Source organism: Lacticaseibacillus boliensis, from assembly GCF_054784775.1.
In genome coordinates, this window is the sequence record NZ_BAAIHN010000019.1 from 1 (window position 1) to 24,871 (window position 24,871).

The 24,871-nt window shown below is 54.5% G+C and carries 19 protein-coding genes, 2 pseudogenes and 1 other annotated feature; of the genes and pseudogenes, 3 read left to right on the top strand and 18 right to left on the bottom strand.

The window, feature by feature from the left end; translation table 11 throughout:
- A pseudogene (locus ACYVRB_RS08765) lies at positions 1-117 on the top strand (IS30 family transposase); the annotation flags it as partial.
- 24 nt (positions 118-141) lie between these two features.
- Here ACYVRB_RS08765 and ACYVRB_RS08770 read toward each other — a convergent pair.
- Entirely contained in the window at positions 142-1,395 is a 1,254-nt protein-coding gene (locus ACYVRB_RS08770) for an ABC transporter permease (protein ID WP_461214832.1), read from the bottom strand.
- Positions 1,388-2,284 (bottom strand): ABC transporter ATP-binding protein, encoded by an 897-nt coding sequence (locus ACYVRB_RS08775; protein ID WP_461214833.1) that lies wholly within the window; start codon positions 2,282-2,284, stop codon positions 1,388-1,390. The genes ACYVRB_RS08770 and ACYVRB_RS08775 overlap by 8 nt, the downstream gene beginning before the upstream one ends.
- 115 nt (positions 2,285-2,399) lie before the next feature.
- Here ACYVRB_RS08775 and ACYVRB_RS08780 point away from each other — a divergent pair, with 115 nt between their 5' ends.
- Positions 2,400-2,879: a nucleoside 2-deoxyribosyltransferase gene (locus ACYVRB_RS08780; RefSeq protein WP_461214834.1), complete on the top strand. Its 480-nt coding sequence runs from the start codon at positions 2,400-2,402 to the stop codon at positions 2,877-2,879.
- A 56-nt stretch (positions 2,880-2,935) separates the two neighbouring features.
- Here ACYVRB_RS08780 and ACYVRB_RS08785 read toward each other — a convergent pair whose 3' ends face one another.
- From ACYVRB_RS08785 to ACYVRB_RS08825, 9 genes are all read right to left on the bottom strand, one after another.
- The gene (locus ACYVRB_RS08785; RefSeq protein ID WP_461214835.1) at positions 2,936-3,178 is read right to left on the bottom strand and encodes a YdeI/OmpD-associated family protein; all 243 of its coding nucleotides are present in this window, start codon (positions 3,176-3,178) and stop codon (positions 2,936-2,938) included.
- 89 nt (positions 3,179-3,267) lie between these two features.
- Positions 3,268-4,011, bottom strand: coding sequence for a class I SAM-dependent methyltransferase (locus tag ACYVRB_RS08790; RefSeq protein WP_461214837.1), 744 nt, complete (start codon positions 4,009-4,011; stop codon positions 3,268-3,270).
- A 127-nt stretch (positions 4,012-4,138) separates the two neighbouring features.
- Positions 4,139-5,878, bottom strand: a complete 1,740-nt coding sequence (gene spxB, locus ACYVRB_RS08795) for a pyruvate oxidase (RefSeq protein ID WP_461214900.1) — start codon at positions 5,876-5,878, stop codon at positions 4,139-4,141.
- Positions 5,879-6,606: 728 nt separating this feature from the next.
- A complete protein-coding gene (locus tag ACYVRB_RS08800) occupies positions 6,607-9,249 on the bottom strand; it encodes a valine--tRNA ligase (protein ID WP_461214839.1) in 2,643 nt (880 codons plus the stop codon).
- Positions 9,250-9,318: 69 nt separating this feature from the next.
- Positions 9,319-9,520, bottom strand: a binding site (T-box leader).
- A 46-nt stretch (positions 9,521-9,566) separates the two neighbouring features.
- Positions 9,567-10,688 (bottom strand): glycoside hydrolase family 88 protein, encoded by a 1,122-nt coding sequence (locus tag ACYVRB_RS08805; RefSeq protein ID WP_461214841.1) that lies wholly within the window; start codon positions 10,686-10,688, stop codon positions 9,567-9,569.
- Between the two features lie 72 nt (positions 10,689-10,760).
- Positions 10,761-11,006, bottom strand: coding sequence for a hypothetical protein (locus ACYVRB_RS08810; RefSeq protein ID WP_461214843.1), 246 nt, complete (start codon positions 11,004-11,006; stop codon positions 10,761-10,763).
- A gap of 1 nt (position 11,007) precedes the next feature.
- Positions 11,008-12,303 carry an MFS transporter gene (locus tag ACYVRB_RS08815; protein WP_461214845.1) on the bottom strand — a complete coding sequence of 432 codons (1,296 nt, stop codon included), beginning with the start codon at positions 12,301-12,303 and terminating at the stop codon, positions 11,008-11,010.
- 15 nt (positions 12,304-12,318) lie between these two features.
- On the bottom strand, positions 12,319-14,169 hold the full coding sequence (locus ACYVRB_RS08820; RefSeq protein WP_461214846.1) for a DUF2264 domain-containing protein: 1,851 nt from the start codon (positions 14,167-14,169) through the stop codon (positions 12,319-12,321).
- A gap of 11 nt (positions 14,170-14,180) precedes the next feature.
- Positions 14,181-15,314 carry a glycoside hydrolase family 88 protein gene (locus ACYVRB_RS08825; protein WP_461214848.1) on the bottom strand — a complete coding sequence of 378 codons (1,134 nt, stop codon included), beginning with the start codon at positions 15,312-15,314 and terminating at the stop codon, positions 14,181-14,183.
- Between the two features lie 178 nt (positions 15,315-15,492).
- On the opposite strand from ACYVRB_RS08825, the gene ACYVRB_RS08830 reads away from it, so the two are divergent.
- Entirely contained in the window at positions 15,493-16,407 is a 915-nt protein-coding gene (locus ACYVRB_RS08830) for an AraC family transcriptional regulator (protein WP_461214849.1), read from the top strand.
- A 59-nt stretch (positions 16,408-16,466) separates the two neighbouring features.
- Here the strand turns inward: ACYVRB_RS08830 and ACYVRB_RS08835 are convergent, their stop codons facing one another.
- The 7 genes and pseudogenes from ACYVRB_RS08835 to ACYVRB_RS08865 form a co-directional block, all read right to left on the bottom strand.
- Complete coding sequence (locus ACYVRB_RS08835) at positions 16,467-17,105, bottom strand: redox-sensing transcriptional repressor Rex (RefSeq protein ID WP_461214851.1); 639 nt, start codon at positions 17,103-17,105, stop codon at positions 16,467-16,469.
- Between the two features lie 318 nt (positions 17,106-17,423).
- Positions 17,424-19,091, bottom strand: coding sequence for a hypothetical protein (locus ACYVRB_RS08840; RefSeq protein ID WP_461214853.1), 1,668 nt, complete (start codon positions 19,089-19,091; stop codon positions 17,424-17,426).
- An 18-nt stretch (positions 19,092-19,109) separates the two neighbouring features.
- On the bottom strand, positions 19,110-20,213 hold the full coding sequence (locus ACYVRB_RS08845) for a DUF916 domain-containing protein (RefSeq protein WP_461214855.1): 1,104 nt from the start codon (positions 20,211-20,213) through the stop codon (positions 19,110-19,112).
- Positions 20,214-20,228: 15 nt separating this feature from the next.
- On the bottom strand, positions 20,229-20,795 hold the full coding sequence (locus tag ACYVRB_RS08850) for a hypothetical protein (protein WP_461214857.1): 567 nt from the start codon (positions 20,793-20,795) through the stop codon (positions 20,229-20,231).
- Between the two features lie 233 nt (positions 20,796-21,028).
- Positions 21,029-22,246, bottom strand: coding sequence for a tRNA uracil 4-sulfurtransferase ThiI (gene thiI, locus ACYVRB_RS08855; RefSeq protein WP_461214859.1), 1,218 nt, complete (start codon positions 22,244-22,246; stop codon positions 21,029-21,031).
- 21 nt (positions 22,247-22,267) lie between these two features.
- Positions 22,268-23,425: a cysteine desulfurase family protein gene (locus ACYVRB_RS08860; RefSeq protein ID WP_461214861.1), complete on the bottom strand. Its 1,158-nt coding sequence runs from the start codon at positions 23,423-23,425 to the stop codon at positions 22,268-22,270.
- A 444-nt stretch (positions 23,426-23,869) separates the two neighbouring features.
- A pseudogene (locus ACYVRB_RS08865) lies at positions 23,870-24,589 on the bottom strand (DUF6574 domain-containing protein); the annotation flags it as partial.
- Between the last annotated feature and the right edge of the window lie 282 nt (positions 24,590-24,871).

Below are 24,871 nucleotides of genomic sequence, written 5' to 3' on the forward strand. Positions count from 1 at the left end.
CAGAGCGACCAGGAAATTGAGACTTACATTGAACAACTGAATAATCGACCACGCAAGGTCTTAGGCTGGAAGACGCCATCAGAAGTCTTCATGGGTAAAAAGTTGCACTTGAGTTGACAATTCGTCGGATTAAAAAGCCCGCTATCCTTTGTGTTCCGCCCGCCAGATACTAAAGCTGGTGCGCAGACGGCTCAACATGTTGGCATCGGAATACACAAGAACGTTGCTGCGGTAAACACCGACGACTAACCAGGTGAACACAACTAAGAACACAGCCGACACGCCTAGCGACAACCACGCGACGCCGAAGCTGGTGTGCCCCAAGGCCAGTTGCACCGGCATCACGTTGACGCTCAAAAACGGAATGAAGCTGGTGATCCGCAGCAGCGACGAGTCTCCTGATTGGGCGATGAACGACAACACGTACGCGGCCAGCCCGAGCATCGAGATCGGCATCACCGCCGCGTTGACTTGCTCTTGGTTCGACACCAGCGACCCGGTCAAAGCCGCCAGCACCACATACGTCATCACGCCGATCACGAAGAACAACACCGCGATCAGCGTCGTTTGTGACCACAACACCGACAAATCGACTTGTTTCAAGAAGGCTTTGACATAATCCTGGTTGCGTAGCCAGATCCACCCGATCCCGCCGGCGACCACATACACGCCGATCTGCGTCAACAACAGCGCGAACATCCCCGCCAGCTTCCCGAAAAATTGCGTCGTGGCGCTGACAGAAGACAACAAGATCTCCATGATCCGCGAGCCTTTTTCCGTGGCGATCTCTTGCGCCAACAGCGACCCGTAAACCATCGTGATCAGCATGATAAACACCGTCAGCACGTAAGCCAGAGACTTGTTGACGGTGGCGGCTGTGTTGCTTTTGGCGACCTGATGCCCGTCTTGGATCGCGACCGTGCGCGTTTTCAGCGCCGCTGGCGTCAGTAGCGTCTGCAACTGTTTGGCGGACAGGCCCAGCTGCCCGGCGGTTTGCGACAGCTTCAGCTTAGACAGCGTCGCCTGCAAGGTCGCGGTGTCGACGCTGTTATCCGCGTTGCTGCGTTCGACATAGCTGGCGTGAACGCTCGGGGTGGTGCTTGCCGTCAGCACCCCGTCGATATGCTCGCGATTCAACGCCGCGTTGGCCGTTTTGGTCGATGAATAGGCCTTGAAGTGCACATCCGAATCGCTGGTCTTGACGATTGCCGCGCTCAGCGCCGGTTGCGGTGAGACCACAGCCACCTTAGCCGGTTGCACGTTTTGCACCACGAAATAGCCGATCAAAGCGGCGACGGCGACAAACACCAGCGGCGATAACACCAGAAACAGCCAAGAGCCGCTACGGACGTTTTTCTTGTATACCTGTGAAAAAACTACCCAGAATTTATGCATGTTCAGCCCCCGCTTTCAGCCTGAAGATCTCGTCGAGCGTCGGTGGCGCCTGCCGGAACTCGGGGATATACCCGTCGGCGGTGGCCGCGGCAAAAATGGCCTTGCCCACTTCTGGATCGCTCAGCGTCAGCTCAAACCCGCGCCCGTGCGGCACGACCCGCAAGACGCCGGCGAACGCCTCGAGCGCGGCTTGATCCAGCGGTGATTCGATGAACAACTTCGTGCGGCCGAAACTTTCGCGGATGGCGTCGACGGTGCCCGACAACACGACCTGGCCGTTGCGCAGCATCACCAGATGATCCGAAATCGCCTCGACGTTGCCCATGTCGTGGCTGGAATAGATGATCGCCGCTCCGCTGTCGCGCAGCATCTCAATGCCCGACTGCAAGACGCTGGCGTTGACGGGATCGAGACCGGAAAACGGCTCGTCTAAGATCACCAGCTTGGGCATGTGGATCAAGGTGGCGATCAGCTGAACTTTTTGCTGGTTGCCTTTGCTCAGATCCTTGATCTTGTCGGTGCGCTTGCCTTTGACCTGAAAGCGTTCCAGCCACTCCGGGATCTGGCGGCGAACATCTGCGGTTTTCATCCCGCGCAACCGGGCAAAATAAATGATCTGATCTTCTACTTTCATCTTTGGATACAGCCCGCGCTCTTCCGGCAGATACCCGATCATATCGTAGTCTTTGGCTGTCAGCGGCTTGCCGTTCCACAAGATCTCACCGGCATCAGGCGTGATAAAATTCAACAGCATCCGAAACGTCGTGGTTTTGCCTGCACCGTTTTGGCCGATCAGCCCCATGATCTCTCCCGGGCGAATGGTGAAGCTTTCGTGATCGACGGCGACCATCGTGCCAAAACGCTTCACTAAGTCGTGTACTTCTAACATCGAACTCCTCCTTGTCGTACTAGTCTCAGTTTATCAGAGTCATGATGCGTAAAAAAGCGCTACCGCAATTCAAGCGACCGTGCTAGAATTGATTCATTCTATCAGGAGGATTGTTATGCACATCTATTTCGCCAATGCCTTATTTTCCCGTGCTGATTATGATTTTAACGCTCGTCTCGTCCACCGCCTGCGCCAAGTCCTGCCCGACGTAGACATCTACTTGCCGCAAGAAAACGCCGCGATCAACGATAAAAATACTTACGCGGATTCCACAACGATCGCCCAAGCCGACACCGCAGAAGTTCTGCGTGCCGACCTGCTGATCGCGGTCCTCGATGGTCCCACCATCGACGCCGGCGTCGCCAGCGAGATCGGCATCGCTTATGCCAAAGAAATTCCGATCCTCGGCCTGTACACCGATTCTCGCCAGCTGGGCGCCACCAACCCGCAGAAACTCACCGCGCTGCAAAACGTCGCGGAAAACCAGTTCCATTACGTCAACCTCTACACCACCGGCTTAATCAAACTCAACGGTGAGATCTTCACCAGCGAAGAAGCCTTGATCCAAGCCGTGCAAGAACGCGTTAACGACTAACAAATTGCCCCGGAATTCCAACGATGGAATTCTGGGGCAATTTGATTATTGGCAATCTATTTGGCACGCGAATCATACGCGCGCTTGGACTTATACCTAGCGGCGAAGACTGCTTGCATTTTGGCAATATGCCTGACTTGGGTCGCGTCACTGGCGACGCCGAAGATGAAGCGCGCCCACTCACGCTGATACCCTGGCGTCAGCGCGTTGAAAAACGCCTGCGTCTCTGGTTGGTCGGCGAGCAAGGCGGCAACTTTGGGAATATCTTCTTCATATTCCGCTAATGGTTTTTGTGGCATGGCAAATCCTCCCAAGATATGATGCCACCAGTATACCAAAAACGCCTTGGCGCTTGGCTATCGCAATCATTGGCTAGGACTGTCTGTACTCATGCCATTGCGTGCACTCGGATCCGGCGATAATCGGCTTCCCAATGGTCATCGACCCACAAGCTCGGGGCCAACGCGGCATCGATTTCGTCAAACAGCGCGGCCTGATCCGCTTCAGGCACCTCTTCTAACTCCGTCTTGAAAAACTGCGCAAGCCAATGCCGCAACCCCGCCTTGCCGTCTTTGAGCACAGTCGGCCGATCATAAACCTTAAGCTGGACGTCAGAGAACCCGTGACGCGTCAGCAAGTCGCGATACTGATCTTCGCTTGGAAAATAAAACGGTGACGAATACGATACCCCGCGCTTGGCCAGCGCGGCCGCAAAGGCGGCTTGGATCTGCTTGATATTGCCTTCAGCACCAAATTCCGCCACCAACACCCCGTTTGGCCGCAACAGGCGGTGCATCACGTTGGCCAGCCGGTCTTGGGCCCGGATCCAATGGAAGCACGCGTTGGAAAACAGCACGTCGTATTGCGCTGGCTTCCCACCGTAATTCAAGATGTCTGCCACCACGAAGTCCACGGCAGGATAGCGGGCCGCCGCAACGTCCACCATTGCTTCGGATTGGTCGACCCCCACCACGTCAAAGCCTGCATCTACCAGCTCTTGGCTCAGCTCGCCGGTGCCACAGCCAATATCCAACACGCGGCCTGGCGCCTCGGGCATATCTGCCAGTAAGCTTTCACCGTATTTGAAGACAAAATCGTGTTGTTCATCGTACTGTTTAGCATTCCACTGCATGGCGTCACCTCAATAATTTTCTGGTTAAATTTTAGTTAGATTACTATCTATTTTATCATTGTTTGTTACTAGACGCAAAACGGCCAAAAAAAGAAGATCTCGCCTGAGATCTTCTAAAGAGAACTGCCTATTCGCCTTGGTCTTCTAATAACTGACGCAACGGGATCAGGCTTTGGGCAGAATACTTTTCAACGAAGGCATCGACTGCCGCCGGATCTTGAGTCTTCTTGTCCAGCACCAGTTGCTCGACTGGCAGTGGCCGCAAGTCGGAGATCTTAACGTCGATCACGACCGGCCCGTCAGCTTTCAAGGCTGCGGCAAAAGCATGCTTCAACTCGGCCAAAGTGTGCACCTCAAAACCGGTTGCGCCCAGCGCCGTGGCGGCATCGCCATAGTCGGCATCGATCAGATCAACGCCCGAGTGCGGCTGCTTGGTGTCGTCTTGTTCCGCTTCGATGAAACCTAACGATTCGTTGGTCAAGACAACGTTGATAATCGGCATGTGGTACTTCACCTGAGTCAAGATGTCTTGCATGACCATCGCAAAGCCACCGTCACCCGAGATCGACCACACCTGCCGGCTCGGATACGCACTCTTGGCCCCGATCGCTGCCGGCAGTGCGTAGCCCATGGTTGCGTACCAGCCAGACGTCGTGAACTTTTGTTCCTGGTCGGCCAAGAGATAGCGCATACCGTTGATCGTCACGTTACCAACATCAACTTGGAAAATCGCGTTAGGCAACGCAGCATCGTTGATCGCCTTGAAGACGGGTTCGACGCGCAACGGCGTGCTGTTGTCTTCTGCAAACGAGTCGATCCATTCGACCCAGTTTTGCTTGTTGGCCAAGGCTGCGCGGTACCATGCGGATTCTGGCGTTGGTTGGGAGCGTGCGATCATCGCCTTGATTGTGGCCTTAGCATCGGCCAAGATCGCTACATCGACGTGGTGGCGCCGGCCCAGCTTGCTGGAGTCGATATCGACCTGGATATACTTGGCATCAGGCGCGATGAAGTACGGCTGGAACGGGAAGTCAGACCCCAAGAACAAAACGGCATCGGCGCCGCGGGCGGTTTCGACCCCGGGCTTGGAAGCGACCCGCCCGGCAGAACCCATGTTGCCTTTGTAAGAATCTGGCACGATGCCTTTTGCCAGTGCCGTCACCACGATCGGCGCATGCAGTTTTTCAGACAAGGCAATGACCTCATCCTTGGCCCCACGGGCGCCTTGGCCGACGTACAAGATTGGATGCTTGGCCGCGGTCATGATCGCCAAGGCTTCATCGACGCGGGCCAAGTCAGGTTGCGGTAAGATTGGCTTTTGGTACAGCGGTGCGCTGGAAACATAGTTGTCTTCGATTTCCTGCCAACCGAGATCTTTAGGAATCGTGATGACCGCAACGCCTTGATGGGCGTATGCCTGGCGGATTGCTTCATCCACAACGGCCGGCAACTGTTCTGCCGTCATCGCGGTGCGATTATAAACCGACACGTCTGCGAACATCGGGTTTTCGTTCATCTCTTGGAAGTAATGGGTGTTCATCGCCGCAGTCGGCACCTGGCCGACCAATGCTAAGACAGGCACGTGATCGTATTGCGCGTCGTACAAACCGTTGAGCAGATGCACCGCGCCAGGTCCAGCAGAACCGAAAGTAACCCCAATCTTGCCGGTCGTTTTCGCCTCACCAACGGCCGCCAGCGCCCCGACTTCTTCGTGCCGTACCTGGACATAATTCAGCGTCTTTTGGCGGTTATATAAAGCGTTCATCGTCGAATCAAACGACCCACCGGGCAACCCGTAGATGTTCTTGACGCCCCAGCTTTCGATAACCTTCAACATTGCGTCTGCTGCATTGATCTTAGCCATAATCTTGCCTCCATAACTTACTATTAATAAGTATCCAACAACATCATTATAAAACGTCACTTACAAAATGCAAGTAAAATTTGAAGTATCTCTGCTTATTTCAGCTTACCACGGCTTCGCCACTTTCGCTAACAAGACACCTGGTACCCGGCCGGCGTCTTCAGGACGCACCAAAACCGCGCTGCGACCTCGCAACGCGACTCGGGTTTTATGGATAACGCAAATAAGCTGTTTTGCCTTCAATTTTTTACCTGGGCGAGTTCGGGAGGAAACGCGCACTTAAAGAAGCATCCTGGGCTGGTCAATATTGACGATGAGTGTCGGCAAAATTGATCGTGTCTTGCGGCAACTGTTAGTGTGCACGCCGCCTTTGCTCTTGGGCTGAGCGACGAAGCACAGTGCGCGTCCCTTCGCTTTGTTTCCTAGTCGAGCTACGGGACGCAACCCGGGTGTGGCCGTTTATACCGAAATTGGCTGTAGCTTGGTTGCCAGCCGTCAAGTATACCGGTGTCGTCTGATATTCGCGCGCCAGCCTCCTAGGATCTGAAGACTGCAGACGGTCCCACTGGTGTGGTGGAGTAACAAAAGACATCTGGGAGCCGGCCTTTTCCCAACTCCTGAAACCATTGTCGCACGAGATGTAATCGATTGCAAAGAATTAGTATGGCTAACTTTTTAGTAAATTAAGGATCAAAAAAGCGTCTGGAAACTTCTCTCCAGACGCTTACAGCTTACTTAGCTGCTTTTAGTTCATTGATCCGGGCATTGGTGGCGTCCAGTTTGGCCTGGGCGTCGGCAAGCTTGGTCTTTTGCTCGTCCACGACCGCCGCTGGTGCCTTGGCCAAGAAGCCTTGGTTACCAAGCTTCTTTTCGAAGCGGGCGATTTCTTGATCGAGCTTCTTGGCGTCTTTGGTCAGCTTGGCGATTTCATCGTCGAGGTCGATCAGCTCTGCCAGTGGCACGTAGATCGTCGCGCCGTTGATGACCGCAGAAGCTGCCAAAGCTGGCGTGTCGAGCTCGGTGCCGACTTCATAGCCCTTCGAGTGGACGAAGCGGTCGATGAACTCGAAGTTGTCCTTGAAGACTGGTTCGAGGCTGGCATCTTGCAACTTGATCTGCACGTCGATTGGGCTGGACAGCGGTGCGTTCACGTCGGTGCGGATCCCACGAACCGCGCGGATCAGCTCGATGATGGCTTCCATCTGGCTGATTGCCTGGTCGTCATCAAAGGCCGCGTTGGTGGTCGGATAGCTGGCCGTCACGATCGAATCCCCGATATGAGGCATCGTCAACCAGATCTTTTCGGTGACGAACGGCATGATCGGGTGCAAAAGCCGCAACACGTTGTCGAGGACATAGCGCAGGTTGACACGCTTGGCCGCCTTGGCCGTGTCGTCGTCGCCATACAAGACTTCCTTGGACATTTCGATGTACCAATCGGCCAGTTCATTCCAGATGAAGTTGTACAAATCACGTTCAGCTTCCCCAAATTCGAACTTGTCGAACTTGGCGGTGACGCTGGCGATTGTCTGGTTCAAACGGGCGAAGATCCACTTGTCAGATAAGTCGAAGGTCTTAGGATCCGGTTGCGCGTCGGCCTTGGTATCTTCGAGGTTCATCAGAACAAAGCGGGACATGTTCCAGATCTTGTTGATGAAGTTCCAGCTAGCCCCAATCGCTTTCCAAGAGAAGCGGGTGTCTTGGCCTGGCGTTGAGCCGTTGACCAAGAACCAGCGCAGCGAATCGGCACCATACTTTTCGATGACGTCCATCGGATCAATCCCGTTGCCCAGCGACTTGGACATTTTGCGACCTTGCTCATCACGGATCAGGCCGTGGATCAAGGTGTTCTTGAACGGACGCTGGCCAGTGAATTCCAGGCCTTGGAAGATCATCCGGGCGACCCAGAAAGGAATGATGTCATAGCCGGTCACCAAGGTGTCGGTCGGATAGTAACGCTTGTAATCTTCGGCGTCAGTATCTGGCCAACCCATCGTGGAAAATGGCCATAGTGCTGAACTAAACCAGGTGTCGAGCACATCAGGATCTTGTTCCCAGTTCTCGGCGTCTTTTGGCGCGTCCATGCCGACATACATCTCACCGGTGGTCTTGTTGTACCAAGCCGGGATGCGGTGGCCCCACCAGAGCTGACGGGAGATGACCCAGTCGTGGATGTTGTTCATCCAGTTCAAGAAGGTGTGTTCGAAGCGTTCTGGCACGAAGTTGACCTTGTTGTCGGTTTCTTGGTTCTTGATCGACGCTTCTGCCAGTGGCTTCATCTTCACGAACCACTGCGTCGACAGGCGGGCTTCAACCTGCACGCCGGTACGCTCGGAGTGGCCGACACTGTGGACGATCGGGTCGATCTTGATCAAATCGCCGCTGGCTTGCAGATCCTTGACCAAGTTGTCGCGGCATTCGAAGCGGTCTTGGCCGACATACTTGCCGGCGTTTTCGTTCATCGTACCATCATCATTCATGCAGTTGATGCGTTCCAGGTTGTGGCGGTTGCCGACTTGGAAGTCGTTAGGATCGTGGGCTGGCGTGATCTTAACGGCCCCGGTCCCAAACTCAGGATCGGCGTGTTCGTCGGCGATGATTGGAATCTCGCGGCCGACACCCGGCACGATCACCTTTTTGCCGATAACGTCTTTGTAGCGTTCGTCATGGGGGTTGACCGCAACGGCGGTATCCCCAAACATGGTTTCCGGACGGGTCGTGGCGATTTCGATACCACCAGGCGTGCCGTCGGCGAACTTGTAGATCAGATGATAAAACGCCCCTTTGTCGTCTTGGTGAATGACTTCGATATCGGACAAGGCGGTGCGGGCTTGCGGATCCCAGTTGACGATGTATTCGCCACGATAGATCAAGCCCTTGTTGTACAGATCGACGAAGACCTTGCGCACGGCCTTGGACAAGCCATCATCAAGCGTGAAGCGTTCGCGCGAGTAATCGAGGCTCAGCCCCATCTTCCCCCACTGGGTCTTGATGGTGGCCGCAAACTCATCTTTCCATTCCCAGACTTTTTCCACGAACTTCTCGCGGCCGAGGTCGTAACGGGAAATGCCTTCCTTGCGCAACTTGGCTTCAACCTTCGCTTGCGTCGCGATGCCGGCATGGTCCATCCCCGGCAACCACAGCGTGTCATAGCCTTGCATCCGCTTTTGGCGAATGATCATATCTTGCAACGTCGTGTCCCAGGCATGGCCGAGATGTAGCTTGCCGGTGACATTCGGTGGCGGGATAACGATGCTATATGGCTTGGCAGACTTGTCACCAGATGGCTTGAAGACGCCTTGTTCTAGCCATTTGTCATAACGGCCAGCTTCGACTTCTTTGGGGTCGAATTTCGGTGCTAATTCTTCACTCATGTTGTTTCCTCCAGAAAATTTTCGTCGTCTCACAGACGACGGTTGAACAAAAAAAGCTCGCCCTAATTGAATTAGGACGAGCAAACTCGCGGTACCACCTAAATTGAGGCGAACGCCTCCACTTAAGACCAGATAACGGGAGAACCCGGCCGGCCCTACTGCTTCAGGCTGGCAGCTCGCAAGCTACAGTCAACACCGAGATTCGAGGCTTGCACCAAACGCCTCGTCGCTGGAAATCTCAAGAGTCGACCCTCTTGTTCAACGCATTACCCGCATTATAAGCTAACCCATGCCGCGCCGTCAATGGGTGAAAAAACTTACGCCCACACCGGCAGTGCCCGGTGTTGCAGCCGCAGGAGCGCTTCAATATAAAAGTAGTCCGAATAGATCAGCGGCACCTCGTAAGTCGCCGGTCGATGATAGGCTTCAGTACCGCCACCAATGATGCCGTCTTCGGTTTGGTCCCAGTCTGCATAACGCGTATCGATCGCCACAAGCATCGCTTCTGCCGCGTGTTGATAGCGCTGACGTTGTTCGGGGTCAGCCACCAGCTCGACCAGTTCCAACAGTCCGCACACGGCGATCAAGCCGGCACTGCTGTCGTGGATCGCCAAGCCCTTTGGTGCGGCAAAATCCACCAGCGGCAGCCACTGGGTCTCTTGGGCATGCGCGACAAAGTAGTCCGCGGCTTGACACGCCGCCGTCAAGAAGCGCGGCGCGTGAGTATGGGCAAACGTCTTGGCAAACCCATACACCGCCCAGGCATTGCCTCGGCTCCAAGCAGAATCTGCGTCGAAGCCTTGGCCGCCAAGCATCTCGATGAACGCACCAGAATCTGGATCGAAGCTGGCGATGTGGCCGACAGACCCGTCGTCACGCACCAACGTCTTCAACACCGTGTCTGCGTGCCGTGTGGCGATCTGCGCAAACCGCGGGTCGGCGGTTTGCTGACTGGCCCAATACAGGAGTTGGATGTTCATCATCGAATCGACGATCAGCCAGCCGGGATGGTGATCGTTCCACGCCACCAGATACCCACCGGCGAGATTGAAGCGCCCGGCCAACAGCGTCGCCGCATGCAACCCCGTCCGTCGTGCCTGCTGATCTTGATCGACGCGGTAGTGCGCAACGGCAGAGAGCAGCCACATGAACCCGACGTCATGATGGATGTCGCCAAAATGTGCCAAAGCTTTGTCCAAGCGGTGCTCCTGCAAGATCGCGGCTTGCTTATAAGGCGTGTGGTGGTCGACGTGATACAACTGCCACAAGATCCCTGCCCAAAAGCCGTTGGTCCACCAGTCACTACCGCGCTCTTCGACCACATCCCCGTACCGCCCGTCGTAGGGAATATACGGCGTGGCCCCTTGCAGGCGCTGCAGTTCGACACGAATCTTGCGATCAGTCGCCTGCAGCCGCTTTGTCAGCCATTGTTCATCCATTCTGCTCACCTCACCGCCATTGTACCAGAACCACAAAAAACAGTCCGCCGAGTTGGCGCACTGTCATTGAGCTTATCCTAACTGATTGTAATCAAACGGCTTCAACTCCGCCAACAACGTTTCGCGTTCTTCTTTGGTGAAGCCATTGAAGTTCTTGTCTTCCAGATGGTTAAAGTCCTCGGCGAGCAGATAGGCCCCCAAGTAGCGCTTCAACCCGAGCTTATTGATCGCCCGCTCGCTGTCGCCTGTCAAACTCGACTCGGCAACGACCGCCAGCGCAAACGCGTTGGGATCTAGCAAAATTTTATCTTTAGCCATTTTATTTCACCTTCTTGATCGCCGTGATCAGGAACCCACCAATGACTTCCATCACAACTGAGAATACGAAGATCCAGTGATAACCCAAGTTGGTGACGATCACAGACGCCACCAAAGCACCTAGCATTTGCGCACCGGTGATCCCAATGTTGATCAACCCAAGGTCTTTGCCGGCAGTTTCGGCACTTGGCAAAACATCGAGGTTCAACGCGCCGTCAACCGAGTTATAGATCCCGGTACCCATCGCCGCGATGACACCGTAAACATACATCGTCCAAGGATGGGCATCAAGCAATGGGAACAGTGCCGCGATCCCAAGTAAGTACGTCGCGATCGCAACTGGTAACTTGACCCGCTTCAACTTATCTGCCAAGATCCCAGAAACCAAGGCAAAGATCAAACCAATAAACAGCATGATCGAGCTGAAGATCGAAATCGACGCCCCGGCAGACTTGTTGTTCATGCCCATGTAATCGGTGAAGATATACAGCAAGTAAGTCGTGATGATCGTGTGGCCCAAGACCATGAATAACTTACCAAACAAGGCGAGGTAATAATCGCGCGCGCCTTTGGTTGGTAGCGTGAAGTGTTTGGCCGCAGTTTCCTTGTTCATTTTGACAGGTGCGACTTCATTCAAGTTCGATTGTTCCCGCGATAACAGCACGTGGATGATCATCATGACCAGCGTGATGCCCGCCATCACGTACAACCCGAAGCGGACGTTTCCTAAGAACTGCGCGGCAATAATGGCAAAAAGCTGCGGAACGATCGTGCCGCCTACGCCATAAAACGTCGACACCGTCCCACGCCAACGCGGCGCGATCCGGTCCGACAGTTGCGCGTAGATCGCCGCGGCGACCGCGTTTTCACCGCTGGTCGTGATGACCCACAACGCGATGATTGCCGGAATAGAGTTGATATTGGCGATTAAGACCAACGACAGCGCCGTGATGATGGCCCCGAGCACGATGTAAGGCTTACGGGCGCCAAACCGCGACCGCGTGACATCGGATAACGCCCCGAAGACCAGGTTCGAGATCGCCCCGGTCAGGCTGGCGACGGTGGCTAAGATGCCAACCGCCCAGACCTTGTGTGCGCTGTCAATTTGACTAAATAATTGCGGTAACAACGTCGAGCGGCTCGAGGCCACCGGCCCGATCCAAACCGCCGGCGACATGAACATCGCGATGGAAAACGCGACGGGCAACTTCGGCTGATCTTCATCTTTGATCTTGGCATTGATGGCCTGCACCGGTTGCGGCTTGGCGTCGTTGTTGATATGTTGTGTTTCTGCCATAATATTCTCCTCCTTTTATGTTAATGGCACCGTGACCGTCTGCTCCCCACAGCTGATGGTCGCGACCCCGCCTGCTAACGTCACCACAGGCTGGTTGGCCCAACGCGAGACGCCATAGTCAGCATCTGGATGCGCATAAACACCTGTGACTAACCAGTGCGACCCAGCAGCCAAAGCCGCCTGCCGTCCTGGCAACGCCACGACCTGCGGCGTCATCAGGTTCGTGTTTGGAAACCCGGTGATAGTGGCGTCTGGACGGGCATGCACGCCTGGCGTCAGGTCGACGATGCCGGTGAAGCCGGCGGCCCCGACAAACGTGCTGCCTGGTTCACCTTTTTCATAGCGGCCAGGGGCATCGGGATCATCGGCAACAGCAAAGCCGGTTTCGTAAGCGGCAAACTCGGCATCGAGTTGCAGGTGATGGATCCGGACCTGCCACCCGGCAATCGGCACCAGCCACGTCCGCACCGTTGCCTGGCCGGTCGGCTGCCAGCTCGATGCGACAAACGTATCGTCTTGGGCGACATCAAACACGTTGTTGCGCGCCATGAAGTTGCCTGGCTCGACGATCTGCTTGCCGCCACGGCTGGCGGTCATCGTCGTCGTGATCGGGGTCAGTCCGAGCATCGAGTCCATCACAGCCTCTTCTTTGAGTTCATTTTCTCGTGGCACTGAAAAACCAAACGCGCTAGAATAAGCAAATTTGAAATATTTCTGGTTGGTCAGCGCGTGGTAATTAGGCCCAGGTTGGCCGGCATTAAGCAAGACAGTGTGGCCGTTGTCGTGTTGTGCCAGCAAATGCGGGCTTGCCAGCAACGCCGTGGGCCGTACCTGTGGCAATGGCGCTGCTTTGGTGTGGAAAAAGGCATGGTCGGCCGGCAACGCCAGCAACAAGAACACCTTGTTCGCCCAATAAGGCGACGTCGGGCTGTTATAAGGCTCCGTCATCAACAGCTGCGGATAGCCATAGCCCAGCGTCAACAAGCCATGATCGCGGATCGGCTTGTTGAACCACCACCGCAGATTGCGATTGATCAGACCTTTGAGTTCCGCGGTTTTCTCCGGCAAGATGTCACCGTAGACACAAGCCACCCAAAACGCCACGGCCGCATAGCGATAGGTCAGGCTCCGCCCAAACGGCACGTTGGCGCCGTCAGTGGCAAAGAAGTGAATGAACTGCTTGGCAAACGCTCGGGCACGCTGGCGGAAAACTTCGCTGCGGGGTTCTTGCGGATTCAAGACGCTATACAAGATCCCGTAATACTCGAAGGCAAACGGCGTGTAATAATCCTCGCGACCGCGCGACGAATCTTGATACCAGCCGTCTTGGCGATAGCAGCGCTCGATTTTGGCCAAGGCTTGCTTGGCGTCGTGGTCGTCGACTGTGAGCCCTAACCGCCGCAAGACGCTATAAACCAACACTTTGAAAAACTGCCAGTTGCCGTCTGCACATTGATGGGCGAAGATCTGTTGCAACCAAGTCGAGATCTGGGTCTGCTCAGCGGCTGAATACTGGTGCCACAACGCCGCGTCGCAATGTAGCAGCGCTAAGGCGATCGCCGGCATCTCGACCATCCGCTGGTCGCGGTCGTGCAGATCACCCCAATAATCAGGGGCTTTGGGATCGGTCCCGGCGAGAATGCCGGCGCGGATTTCGGCCTGCCAAGCGGCTGACAGCTGCGTGTACGCCGGGCCGGCTCCCCACATCATCCGGGCGAACCCTTCCATTCCCGCGGCCTTATCCCCGTAGCCGACGCCGGTGGCGCCAAAAAAGATGCGCGAACGGCCCACATAATGCTGCCGCAATGGGGTGTTAATTTCTTTGAATAAGTCAAGGTAATCGGCCTTTGATTCAAGTGTTAACATGTTGTGCTCCTTCAATAAATTTGACTGGCCTTGTGACGCAATCGCAACAGCGCCTCGAGGTAAAACGCATCCCCGTAGATGATCGGCACTTCGCGGTCGCTTGCGCGGTGATATTTGGCAGACGCTTTAGTGAGCAGTTCATCGTGCTCGGCGTCAAGATCGGCAAAGCGCGTAGTCAGCGCGTCAAACATTTTGACTGCGGCCTGGCGGTACCCTGAAGCTTCGGTGGCCGGCAACTGGTCAGCCAGCGCCAACAGCCCGCACACCGCGATCGCCGTAGCGGAAGTATCCCAATACCTCGGTTCGGCCGGGGCGCGGAAGTCGATCAACGACACCCAGCCGCTTAACGCAACGTTGCTGATAAAATATTGGGCGACGCGTTTGGCCGCATCGAGGAATTCAGGCTGGCCATAGTCGCGATACGCCAACGCCATGCCGTAGATTCCCCAGGCCTGGCCGCGGCTCCAAGACGAGCCTTGGGCATAGCCTTGCCCGCCAAGCGTTTTGAGAAACTCGCCGCTTTGCGGATCCATCACCGCGATGTGGGCCACAGAGCCGTCTGAACGAAACAAGGTCGAAAGCGCAGTTTGCGCGTGTGCCTGAGCGATCTGATCAAAGCGCGGATCGCCAGTTTCTTGAGACGCCCAGTGCAATAGCGGCAGGTTCATCAAACAATCGATGATCAGCTGGCCTTGTTGATCGGCGCCGTTCCACGCTTTGATGAAGCACCCCACAGGATTGTAACGGCCGGCCAAAACCAGCGCTGCCTTCAACCCGCGCTGACGTGCCTGTTGATCTCCGCACAGCCTATAGCCGCTAACTGAAGCGTTCAGCCACATGAACCCGACATCGTGATCTAAGCTTGTGAAATCTTGAAGCAACGGATCCAACCGGGCTTCAAGCGCTGTCGCCTGCTTGGCAACGGCGAGGTCATGATCGGCACCGTAGAGTTGCCATAGCATCCCGATCCAAAACCCGTTCGTCCACCAATCCAGGTGGTCGTCGCCGACATCGGTGTAGCGGTGATTAGTTGCGATGTATGGGATGCCATCACCTAAGCGTTCCCGCAAACGGGTCAGCTTGGCACGCACCAGCGTCCAGGTTGCTTCTGTGCTATTTGTGGTTGTGGGTATTGCCTTGGCCATGAATCAGCCCCCTAACTTTGAAATCGTTTTCTCGTTTTGTACATTGTTATCATAGCCGCTCACTATCTCACGTGTTTTACAAATTATGAGACATTGTTGTACACTTTATGATAAATACGGCGGTATGTTTAATTTATGTGACGTCCTGTATCGAATACTTAACTAAGGAAGGGTCACCATGAGCGGGATCGTTAATTTTAACTATCTTCAGTTGACCAGCGTGCTCAAGGCCAACGATACAACCTATTCGCTGAACACATTGCATGATTATCAACACAGCGATGCGTTGTTGTTGCTGTTTGTCCACCAAGGTCAGCTGTTGATCGACACGACCACGCGCATCAATCTGAACCCCGGTGAGCTGATCGTCTTGCCTTGCCACGAATCGGTGGCGGTGGCGGCTTCCGTGCCAGAGACGCAGGTGTTAACCGTGATTTTTCAAGCAACAGGTGCGCAACTGACAGACATTCTCGGCCACGTCATGTTGGTGCATGACACCCACCTGCCAATGGCGATCCGCCAGACTTTAGCCACGATCATCGACCTACGCCAACGCAAACCGAATCAAGCTTTCGATCAGATCATCGGCCAGGCGTTCATGATCGCGTGTTCGCAGCTGTACGCGGATCTGACCCGGTTATTGTTGCAACTCGCCGACCAACTGGTACTGCGTCAGCTACCCGCAGCATTGCTGCCTAAGACCTCCCCTGCCACCGTCAAACCGCTGCGCCCACAACTGGCAGAAGCCCGCACGCATGGCAACGGCTACAAGCAACTGCTCGTCAATCAGATCATCGCCTACATGCACACCCACCTCGGCGCGCGCCTGACGATTTCAGGATTAGCCAACGAGTTTTTGATCGGTGAAGCCAACCTGAAAAAACAATTTAAACAAGTCACCGGCGTCAGCGTCATTAAATATTTCGATCAACTCCGGCTTCAACAGGCAATCACCTTGGTCGCCCAACACGAGCTGACCTATACCCAGATTGCCAACCAGTTGGGCTTCAGCTCCAGCCATCATTTTTCAACGGCGTTCAAGCGCTACACCGGCGCTTCCCCTTCACAATATTATGCAAGCCTCAACAGCTGACAACAAAAAAGCCTCTGGCTGATACCCGTATCGGGTAATCAGCCAGAGGCTTTTGGTGCCTACGACTTTTGTTTCTCATGGGCGACATACAACAGGCTTTGTAGTTCAGACGTCAAGTCGATGTAGCGAATCGTCGTGGTCGGCCGGCACGCGACCGGCTGCGGCGCGAAGGTCAAGATCGCCGTGATGCCGGCGTCTTCCAGCACCGGCACGACCTGTTTTTGGGAGCTGCTCGGCACGGCGACGATGGCGGTGTGGATGCCATGCGGCAAGTGCTGTGTCAATTCAGCGAACGGGTACACCGGCACGCCGGCAATCTCGGTGTTGACCTTAGCGGGATCTTCGTCAAAGGCGATCACGATGTTCAAGTCGGGATTGCGCCGGAAATTATTTTCGACCAACGCCGCGCCCAAGCCACCGACACCGATCAGCACGATGTCTTCAGGTGATTGGACTTGCAACAGCTGCCCGAATTCTTCGACCAGGGTGGCGACGCTGTAGCCATACCCACTCTTACCGAGTTCACCGAAGCTCGAAAAGTCTCGCCGAATCGTGGCCGAAGGGATATGGATCATCTCCGCCAACCGGTCGGAACGCACGCGCCTGATGCCTTGTTCTTGCATTTGCTGAGCCGCTCGATAATACAGCGGAATGCGACGGATCGTCGCCTTGGAAACTTTCGTTCGCCGCTCAAGCATATTCCCACCTCCACAAACTGTGTGCATTGATTCACATACAAGTCTAGCACGCGTCTTGTGAAAATACAAACATAAAATCGCTTACACCTGCATTCTTGAGCGATTGACCGCGTTTGCATTTTTACCGTCAGCCCTGTCCTGGCGCAGGTGCAAACCGGTTTCCCAAATGATGATAAATTGCGTCATAAATATTTACTCGGTGAATGATCTGATACCTTCGCGCAACAAAAAAGCGTCTCTGCCATCCTGTCATTGGATGGTAAAGACGCAATGCCACTACCGCATCATGTAGTCGTTGCCCGGCGTGTTTTGAATTGTTCAGGTCAGCGCTCCGGTGTAGCTGCTGTCGGCCTGCAACCCCACAAGCTGCTCATCTGGCACTGTTAACAGTGGTGACTGCAGCGTCTGCTCGAAGGTCAACATTGAGTGGTTAGGGTTGGTCAACACGACTTCGGGGGAGCCGACGTCCAGGTTCACCGCCTGCCAGCCGTTGTCGCCTGCCGGCAGGCTCAACGACGGGCTGATGGCATCGTTGCCGTTCGACCAAGTCGACATCGACACGGTTAGTTGCTGATTTGGTGGCAAACTCCCGCTAACATGCACTGGCGTCGCTCCGGTCCCTTTGACCGGGTCACTTTGACCGATCGTGTAGTTGGCGAAGAGCCAGTTCCCACTGGCCGCGAGTCGCCCAGTTTGGTCGGTAGTTCCCCCACCCGTGTTGCTACCGCCGGTACGTTTGGACGCCAATACTGATTGGTCATCGGTATCCAGATGATCATAAAGTTTCTGATAATCCGCGTCACTCAACCCCTGCACAGAGCTCGCTAGCAACTTGCTGGGATCGACATCCGCCAAAAACGTCTTGGCGTCAGTCGAGCTCGCAATCGCCTTCAGTGTGTTGGTCGTCAACTGTGGCGCCAAAGCATCGATCCCTTGGCTTGAGATACGCGGATAACTCCCCAAAGACTTGGCGACGACATCATTGGCCACCGCGTCTGGCAAGGTCGTATTCCCGCCCGTTGAAACGATCGTCGTCAGCACGTAAAGCGTGGTGCTGTCATTGGGATCGATGTCGCTGTTATTACCCAGATCAATGTTCCCGCCGGTGTCGAGATAGCCGCCGTTATTGTAGGCGATCGTCTCCAAAACATTGGAAGCGAGATTCACATCACGGGTCTGATTCCCGATCATGCTGAGCAGATCGGAATCGAGGCTGGTCAGTTGTTCATAAGACAAGTCCCATGTCGTCACAGAACTCGAATTCAGTGTCTGCGAGCGGAACGTCCAATACGCCCATGTACTACCCGAAAGGCCCGGCCCAAACAGGTTGTAGCCGAGGTCGAGCTCTTTGAGATTCGTCATGACCTTTGTTTGAAAAAGCGCCAGCATTTTCACTCGGGTTGAAGCAGTGGCAACTTGTGAAACCAGCCCGGTCAAATCGATCGTCTTGGCGTTAGTCGCGCTCATCAACACCGCCATCAACACGTTGTATACCGGTAGATTCGCGATGGTATACGTCTGCTTGCGGTTATAAGCAACTTGAACCGTCTTGCTGCCATCGAGTAACCCAGCGGCCGGATAACTGCCATCACCCATATCTTGTGCCAGTAACATGTCGCCGGTCTCGACAGTATCGGTGTTTGTGGTTTTGAGGCTTCCCACCCATTTGGCCACCGTGTCGCTGGTTTGCGACGAGTAGCTACCGTCAGCGTTTTGGGTACGCTCCGCCAACGACACCGTCTGCCACTGCTGGATGTCGGCGACCGTTACGGCATTGGCTGCCACATTTGGGGTCTGCCCGTTGGCGTCGAGGCTATTGGCAACCATCACCTTCACCACGGCTTCTGGCAGCTGCAAGTCCCCCACCAGCGTCTGGTTGGGATAAGTTGCCGCGGCGACAGGTTGCTTAGCAGACAAAAAGCCCACAACGAAAATCGTCGCTAGCGTCATCAGTAACATTGAAACGACCTGGCGCAAACGATTCATTGTGGACCTCCTTGAAAATCACTTTTGTTTGAGTTGCTTGAGCTCTTCTTCTAACGCGGCGGCGTGTTGGGCCGCTTTTTGCTTCTTGCGCCAGAAGAAAATGATCGTCGCAATCAAGAGCAACACCACAACGATGGCGATGGCGATCGCCCACTTGTAGCGCATAGGCATCCCCCCGCGGGCTTGTTTGGCCGCATGGTTGAAGGTCTTGGCCTTGGCCGCGGTGACCTGCACCGGCTTCGTTGTGACGGTCCGATTGCGATAATGATTGCCATGCCCGTCTGCATACTGTCCGGCTGTCGCCTTGTCCCAATACACCGTTGTCTTCACCCGATAGGTCCCGGCTTTGACGTTGGTGCCTAAGGCCTTGACCTGATGGAGTTGGGAATTAGGCGCCATCTGGGCATCTGCGAGTCGCAACGTCGACGTCTTGCCATCAGGATTGGTGATGGTTGAGATTGCTTCAATATGGTTGGCAAACGCCGCCGTTTGATTGCGCACCGTCACGCTGATCTGGTTGACATGAGCGATCCGCGCGGCACGCACCGCGCCAACACTCAGCTTCGAAGGCAAAATGGTGTTGCTGTTGCGCGCCAACACCGCGACCGAATACTGATACTGGTTGACGACGCCCATCTTGTCGGTCTTTTTGGTCTGGTTAGCTGGCGCAAACACCAGCCCGCCGACGAGCACGCCACTAAGCGGCTGACTAGGCATCTTCAACGTCGTGACATAGGTCGTCGTGCCCTTAGCCGGCACCGTCACGCTGTTAGCGCCTGTCATCAACTTACCGATCGCCACCGGCAACGTCTTGTCGGGCTGATTAGCCCCACCAGTATAGTCAATGATGCCGGTGTCACTGGTCGTGGCCGTCGTGCGGTGCACGTTGACCTTGATCGGCTTGGTCGTCGGATTGGTCAGCTTCACCTGCAACTGCGAAGTTTGGCCGGCCTTCAACAACAGATCAAAATAACTGACTCCTTTATCTCGCTGTTGGCTGGATGGGATCGGGGTGACCCCGAGGCCCGCTTCGTCTGCTGCCTGCACCGGCTTGGGCGCGGCGATTAATAACACAAAAAGCAGCGCCATTAAGAGCTGCTTCACGCGATTCATGCGAATCATTATCTACCTCTATTTTTACTCAGGATCCCCATCAGGGACATTGCCCACGCTCCAAGTCAGCGTGTTGGTAGTTGGCTCAGTCTCGGTTGAAGCCGTGATACCCGTACCTTGGGCAATTTTGAGTTCATATTCAAGCGCGATGGCTGTCTTGCCGGCGTTGACCGTGGCGATGCTTGCTGGTTGATTGGTGACGGTAACCTGCTTGACCGTTGCCTTGTCTTGAGTGGACGGCGTGATGGTCAATGTCGAAGCCCTATCGGCATTCATGTTCTTGTCGCTCCAGCCATCTTTGGACATAACCGTGACCTGCTGATCAGCGTTATCTCCTAAGAAATCACTGATCGTCGTACCGGTGCCGTCAGCAACGGTCTTGCTAAAGCCATCGTTATAAACGGTTTCGACCGAAGTGGACCCAAATTTTTGAGAAGCCGGAGCAGTCATGCTCAAGGTGCCGGCGTCAACTTGCAATGTCGCATTGTTACTGGCATCCGTCTTCTCGGCGGCATGCACATTACTGGTGGTGGTCAAAGCAAATCCCAATACAGTGGCGCTAACTAGTAAACCTGTGACAATCTTCTTCATTAAAGGGTGATCCTCGCTTTCAAGTCGTTATCTGATATGTTCTTACGTATTTAGTATACGAGAGGTTCTGGATGATAACAATAAGAATAGTATTAGAATATATCATAAATAATAAAAAATCCCCGATAATTCGGGGATTTTGAATCGTTATAGGATAATTATTCACGTATCAGCCTAATTATACATTATATTCGGTTTATATGCGTAATAATTGTATGCAATTTAATTTTGCATTATAGCAGTTCTGAGATGACGTCTTGCTCTTGGTTCATGAATTCATCAGAGCTGCGGATATCGGTGATCTTGATGCCAGCCATGGCGCGCTCCAGCAAGCCGTCGACGTCGAGCTTTTCCTCGTAATAGCGGGATTTCTCCAAGCTCGGCTTGGTCTTCGGGCGTGGCGGTGCGAAAATCGTACAACAGTCTTCGAAAGGCATGATCGACAGGTCATAAGTGCCGATGTCTTCGGCAACCTTGATGATCTCGTTTTTATCCATCGTTGCGACTGGGCGGATGATCGGCATCGTCGTGACATCATTAATGGCAACCATCGACTCCAGCGTTTGGCTGGCCACTTGGCCGACCGATTCGCCGTTAAAGATTGCCAAGGCGTTGCGTCGGTGGGCAATCATGTCCGCCAGCCGCAGCATGAAGCGCCGCTGAATCGTCATCAAGTACCCTTCCGGCACGCCGGCTTTAACGGTTTCTTGGATCTCGGTGAACGGCACCTGAATGAACTTGATGCTACCAACATAAGGCGTCAGCTTTGCGGTCAGTTGCTTGGCCTTGGCCAAGGCGTTGTCGCTGGTGTATGGCGGACTGAAAAAGTGCACCATCTCGATGTCGACGCCACGCTTCAAGGCCAGGTACCCGGCGACCGGTGAATCGATCCCGCCGGAAAGCATCAACACCCCTTTGCCGGTGGTGCCGACTGGCAAGCCACCGGCGCCTTGGATCGTGGTGGTCGACAGATAGATCGCTTCGCGCCGGACTTCGACACGTAACGTGATCTCAGGATGCTTCATCTGCACCTTGAGATCCGGGCGTTCGTCTGCCAACAAGTCCCCGATGTTAAGGTTCATGCCGTTAGTATCCAGCTCGAAGGTGTGGTCGCTCCGCTTGGTGGCGACTTTGTACGTTGCGCCTTGAGGTGCCGTTTCGGCCATCAACTCGAGCACTTTTTGATGAACCTGAGTCATGTCTTTGGCAACAGCCACCGATGGCGAGAAGCTCTGGATCCCAAAGACTTGCGACAAACGGCGCATCACGCCATCTGAATCTTCGCCGTTGAGTTCGATGTGGAGTCGGTCACGTTTTGGGCGGATCGTCAGGCCTGGATATTCATGCAAGGCCTTGGTGATGTTGCCGTTCAAGCGGCCGATGAAAGCACTGCGATTTTTGCCCTTGGTGGACAATTCCCCGTAGCGCACCATGATCATAGAATATTGCATAGTTTCCTCTCTGTGTCTGAATTAGTCTGCCATTGGCATCAGCTTGCCAAATTTGGCATAGATCTCGTCAAAAGCGGCGTTGAATTGATCTGCTTCTTCTAATGTGTTGTACTCATCCAAACTGACGCGAATAGCGCTGGTTGCCAAGTGCGGATCGGCATGCATTGCCGCCAATGTGCTGGATTCCGTCCCTTTCTTGCTGCTACATGCACTAGTCGTGGAGATATAGATCTCGTGCTGTTCAAACGCGTGCACGATGGTTTCTCCGCGGACGCCACGAATGGCAAAACACAAGATGTGCGGGGCAAAGTCAGGCGTCAGCTGGGAGAACAAATGGACGTTGGCTTTTTGTTGGACGTGTTCCGCGATCCGCTGGCGAATGGCGGCCTGCTTGGCGACCTTCTTGTCTTCATCGGTCAACAAAATCCGCAAAGCCTTGGCCATCGCGGCGATTGCGGGGGTGTTTTCAGTACCGGAGCGCAAGTTGCGCTCTTGGCCGCCACCGGTCAACAACGGCGCGATGTGCTTGCCGCTTTTGGCGTAGATGAAACCTGTACCACGAGGCGCATGGAACTTGTGGCCGGAGAACGTGATGAAATCCACTCGCGGATTCCGCAGCGACTTCATCAGGCCTTTGCCGATCGCCTGCACGGCATCGACATGGAAATGAACGTTGGGATAGTCTTTGAGGATCTCGGCGACCTCATCGATCGGCTGCTTAGCGCCGATCTCGTTGTTGACCGCCATGACCGATACCAAAATCGTGTCATCGCGTAACGCCTGGCGTAAGTCGTCGGGGTTGATGAAGCCACGGTGATCGACCGGCAGATAAGTCACGTCAAAACCCAGACTTTCCAGTTGCTTCATTGAATTGATGATCGCTGGGTGTTCGACATCTGTCGTAATCAGATGTTTGCCAAACGGCCGCTTTTCGATTGCGGTCCCCTTGACCACCCAGTTATCGCCTTCAGTCCCGCCAGAGGTGAAGAAGATCTCTTCTGGCTTGGCTTGGATCAGGTCAGCAATCTGTTTACGCGCCCCTTCCAACATCTGATAGGCGTGATCGCCTAACGCATGTAACGAGCTGGGATTGCCAGCAAACTCTTCTGAAACTTTGCGATACGTATCCAACACCGTCGGCAGCGCCTTGGTCGTGGCCGAATTATCAAAATAGATCATGCCATCACATTTCCTTCCGATTAGTAAGTTGCACTGCGCACCATTATATCAAATTGCGCTAGGAAAGTGAACCGTCATCGCCAACTCCCTGATGACTCGCTGGCTGGCAATGTCGGTGTAACAGCTGCCCTCCAGAAGGAAGCGGTCTAGCTCTAAATGACTCCGTCTTCAGCTAATTTTGCAGCCTGACGACTAATTTTGAAGCCGCTAGTCCACTTCCTCCTCCCGAGCTGACATCCAAACCAGTCTTATCTATTTAAAGGGCCCTAATCAACATAGTCATTAGAAACATGAACACACAATCCAAACGCAACCCGCCAATGATGACGCAGAAAATCTGATTTTTCGGATTACATCAACCGCTTTTGCCCACACCCGACACTCACCACCTGATGTTGCCAGACAACAAAAAAGTCAAGTCGACTGACTTGACCTTTCACAGATTTAGAAAATATTACCGAGCATCGACATGATCGAGCCGCCAAAGATCGTCAGGACCAACAAGACGCAGATGCCCATCAGAATCGAGACAAACAAGATGCTATATTGGCTGTCGAGGCCGCCTTTTTTCTTCCCATGAGACAATGCGATCTGATAAAAGGCAATGTTTTCCATACCGAAACTCAACATCATCAATAACATCGTCAGCCCCACGGTGTAGATTCCCCCGAGAAACCCGATCACTGCAGACACGGCGCTGAAAAATACCGGTAGTGCGAGGTAACGCCCGAACTCGGTCATTGCGTCAAGATAACCAAACTTCTGTGACGCAACCACCCGCTGGGCAAGATAAGCACACGAGAAGATCACGATGTGAATAACGATGAATAGCAGAATCAACCGCAACCCTGTACCAAAAACGACCGAGCCTGCCGTTTGGGAGGCATAGCTGGAAGCGGCGGTCGAATTCGTTCCAAAGATGTTATTGATGCCACTTTCGGCTTGCGACACTGCCCCGCTCGCAGCGCCAGTGGCATTCGCCAACGGCTTGACTAAGGCAAGCGTGTTGAACAATGAAATCAAGACCAGCGATGCCAAACCAAAGAACTTATTGCCACCGATCTCGTCATCGCTTGGATGCGCCAGCGACCGAACCAACCAGCCCCAGTAGTTGCGGCTGGCATGCTTGGCCTTTTGGATGGTTTCGTTTGGTACAGGCGGTGGCGTCTGGGCACCTGTCGGCGGTGTTGGAGGCGTCTGCTGGGTACCAGTCGCCTGAGGCTGGGTGTCAGCTTGCGTCCGAGCACCTGGTTGCGTCGCCGGCGCGGTGTCGGTTCCACAGTCGCATTAGGCGCAGGCGCTGAAGCTGCTATGTTTTCTTCAAACTTGTAGCCACAATTAACACAGAATTTAACCGCATCGTCTTGCATCTGGCCACATTGAGGGCATTTTTTCATGATCATCCTCCTCCAAAGGAATGATTTGCGCACATGTGCATCCATGAGC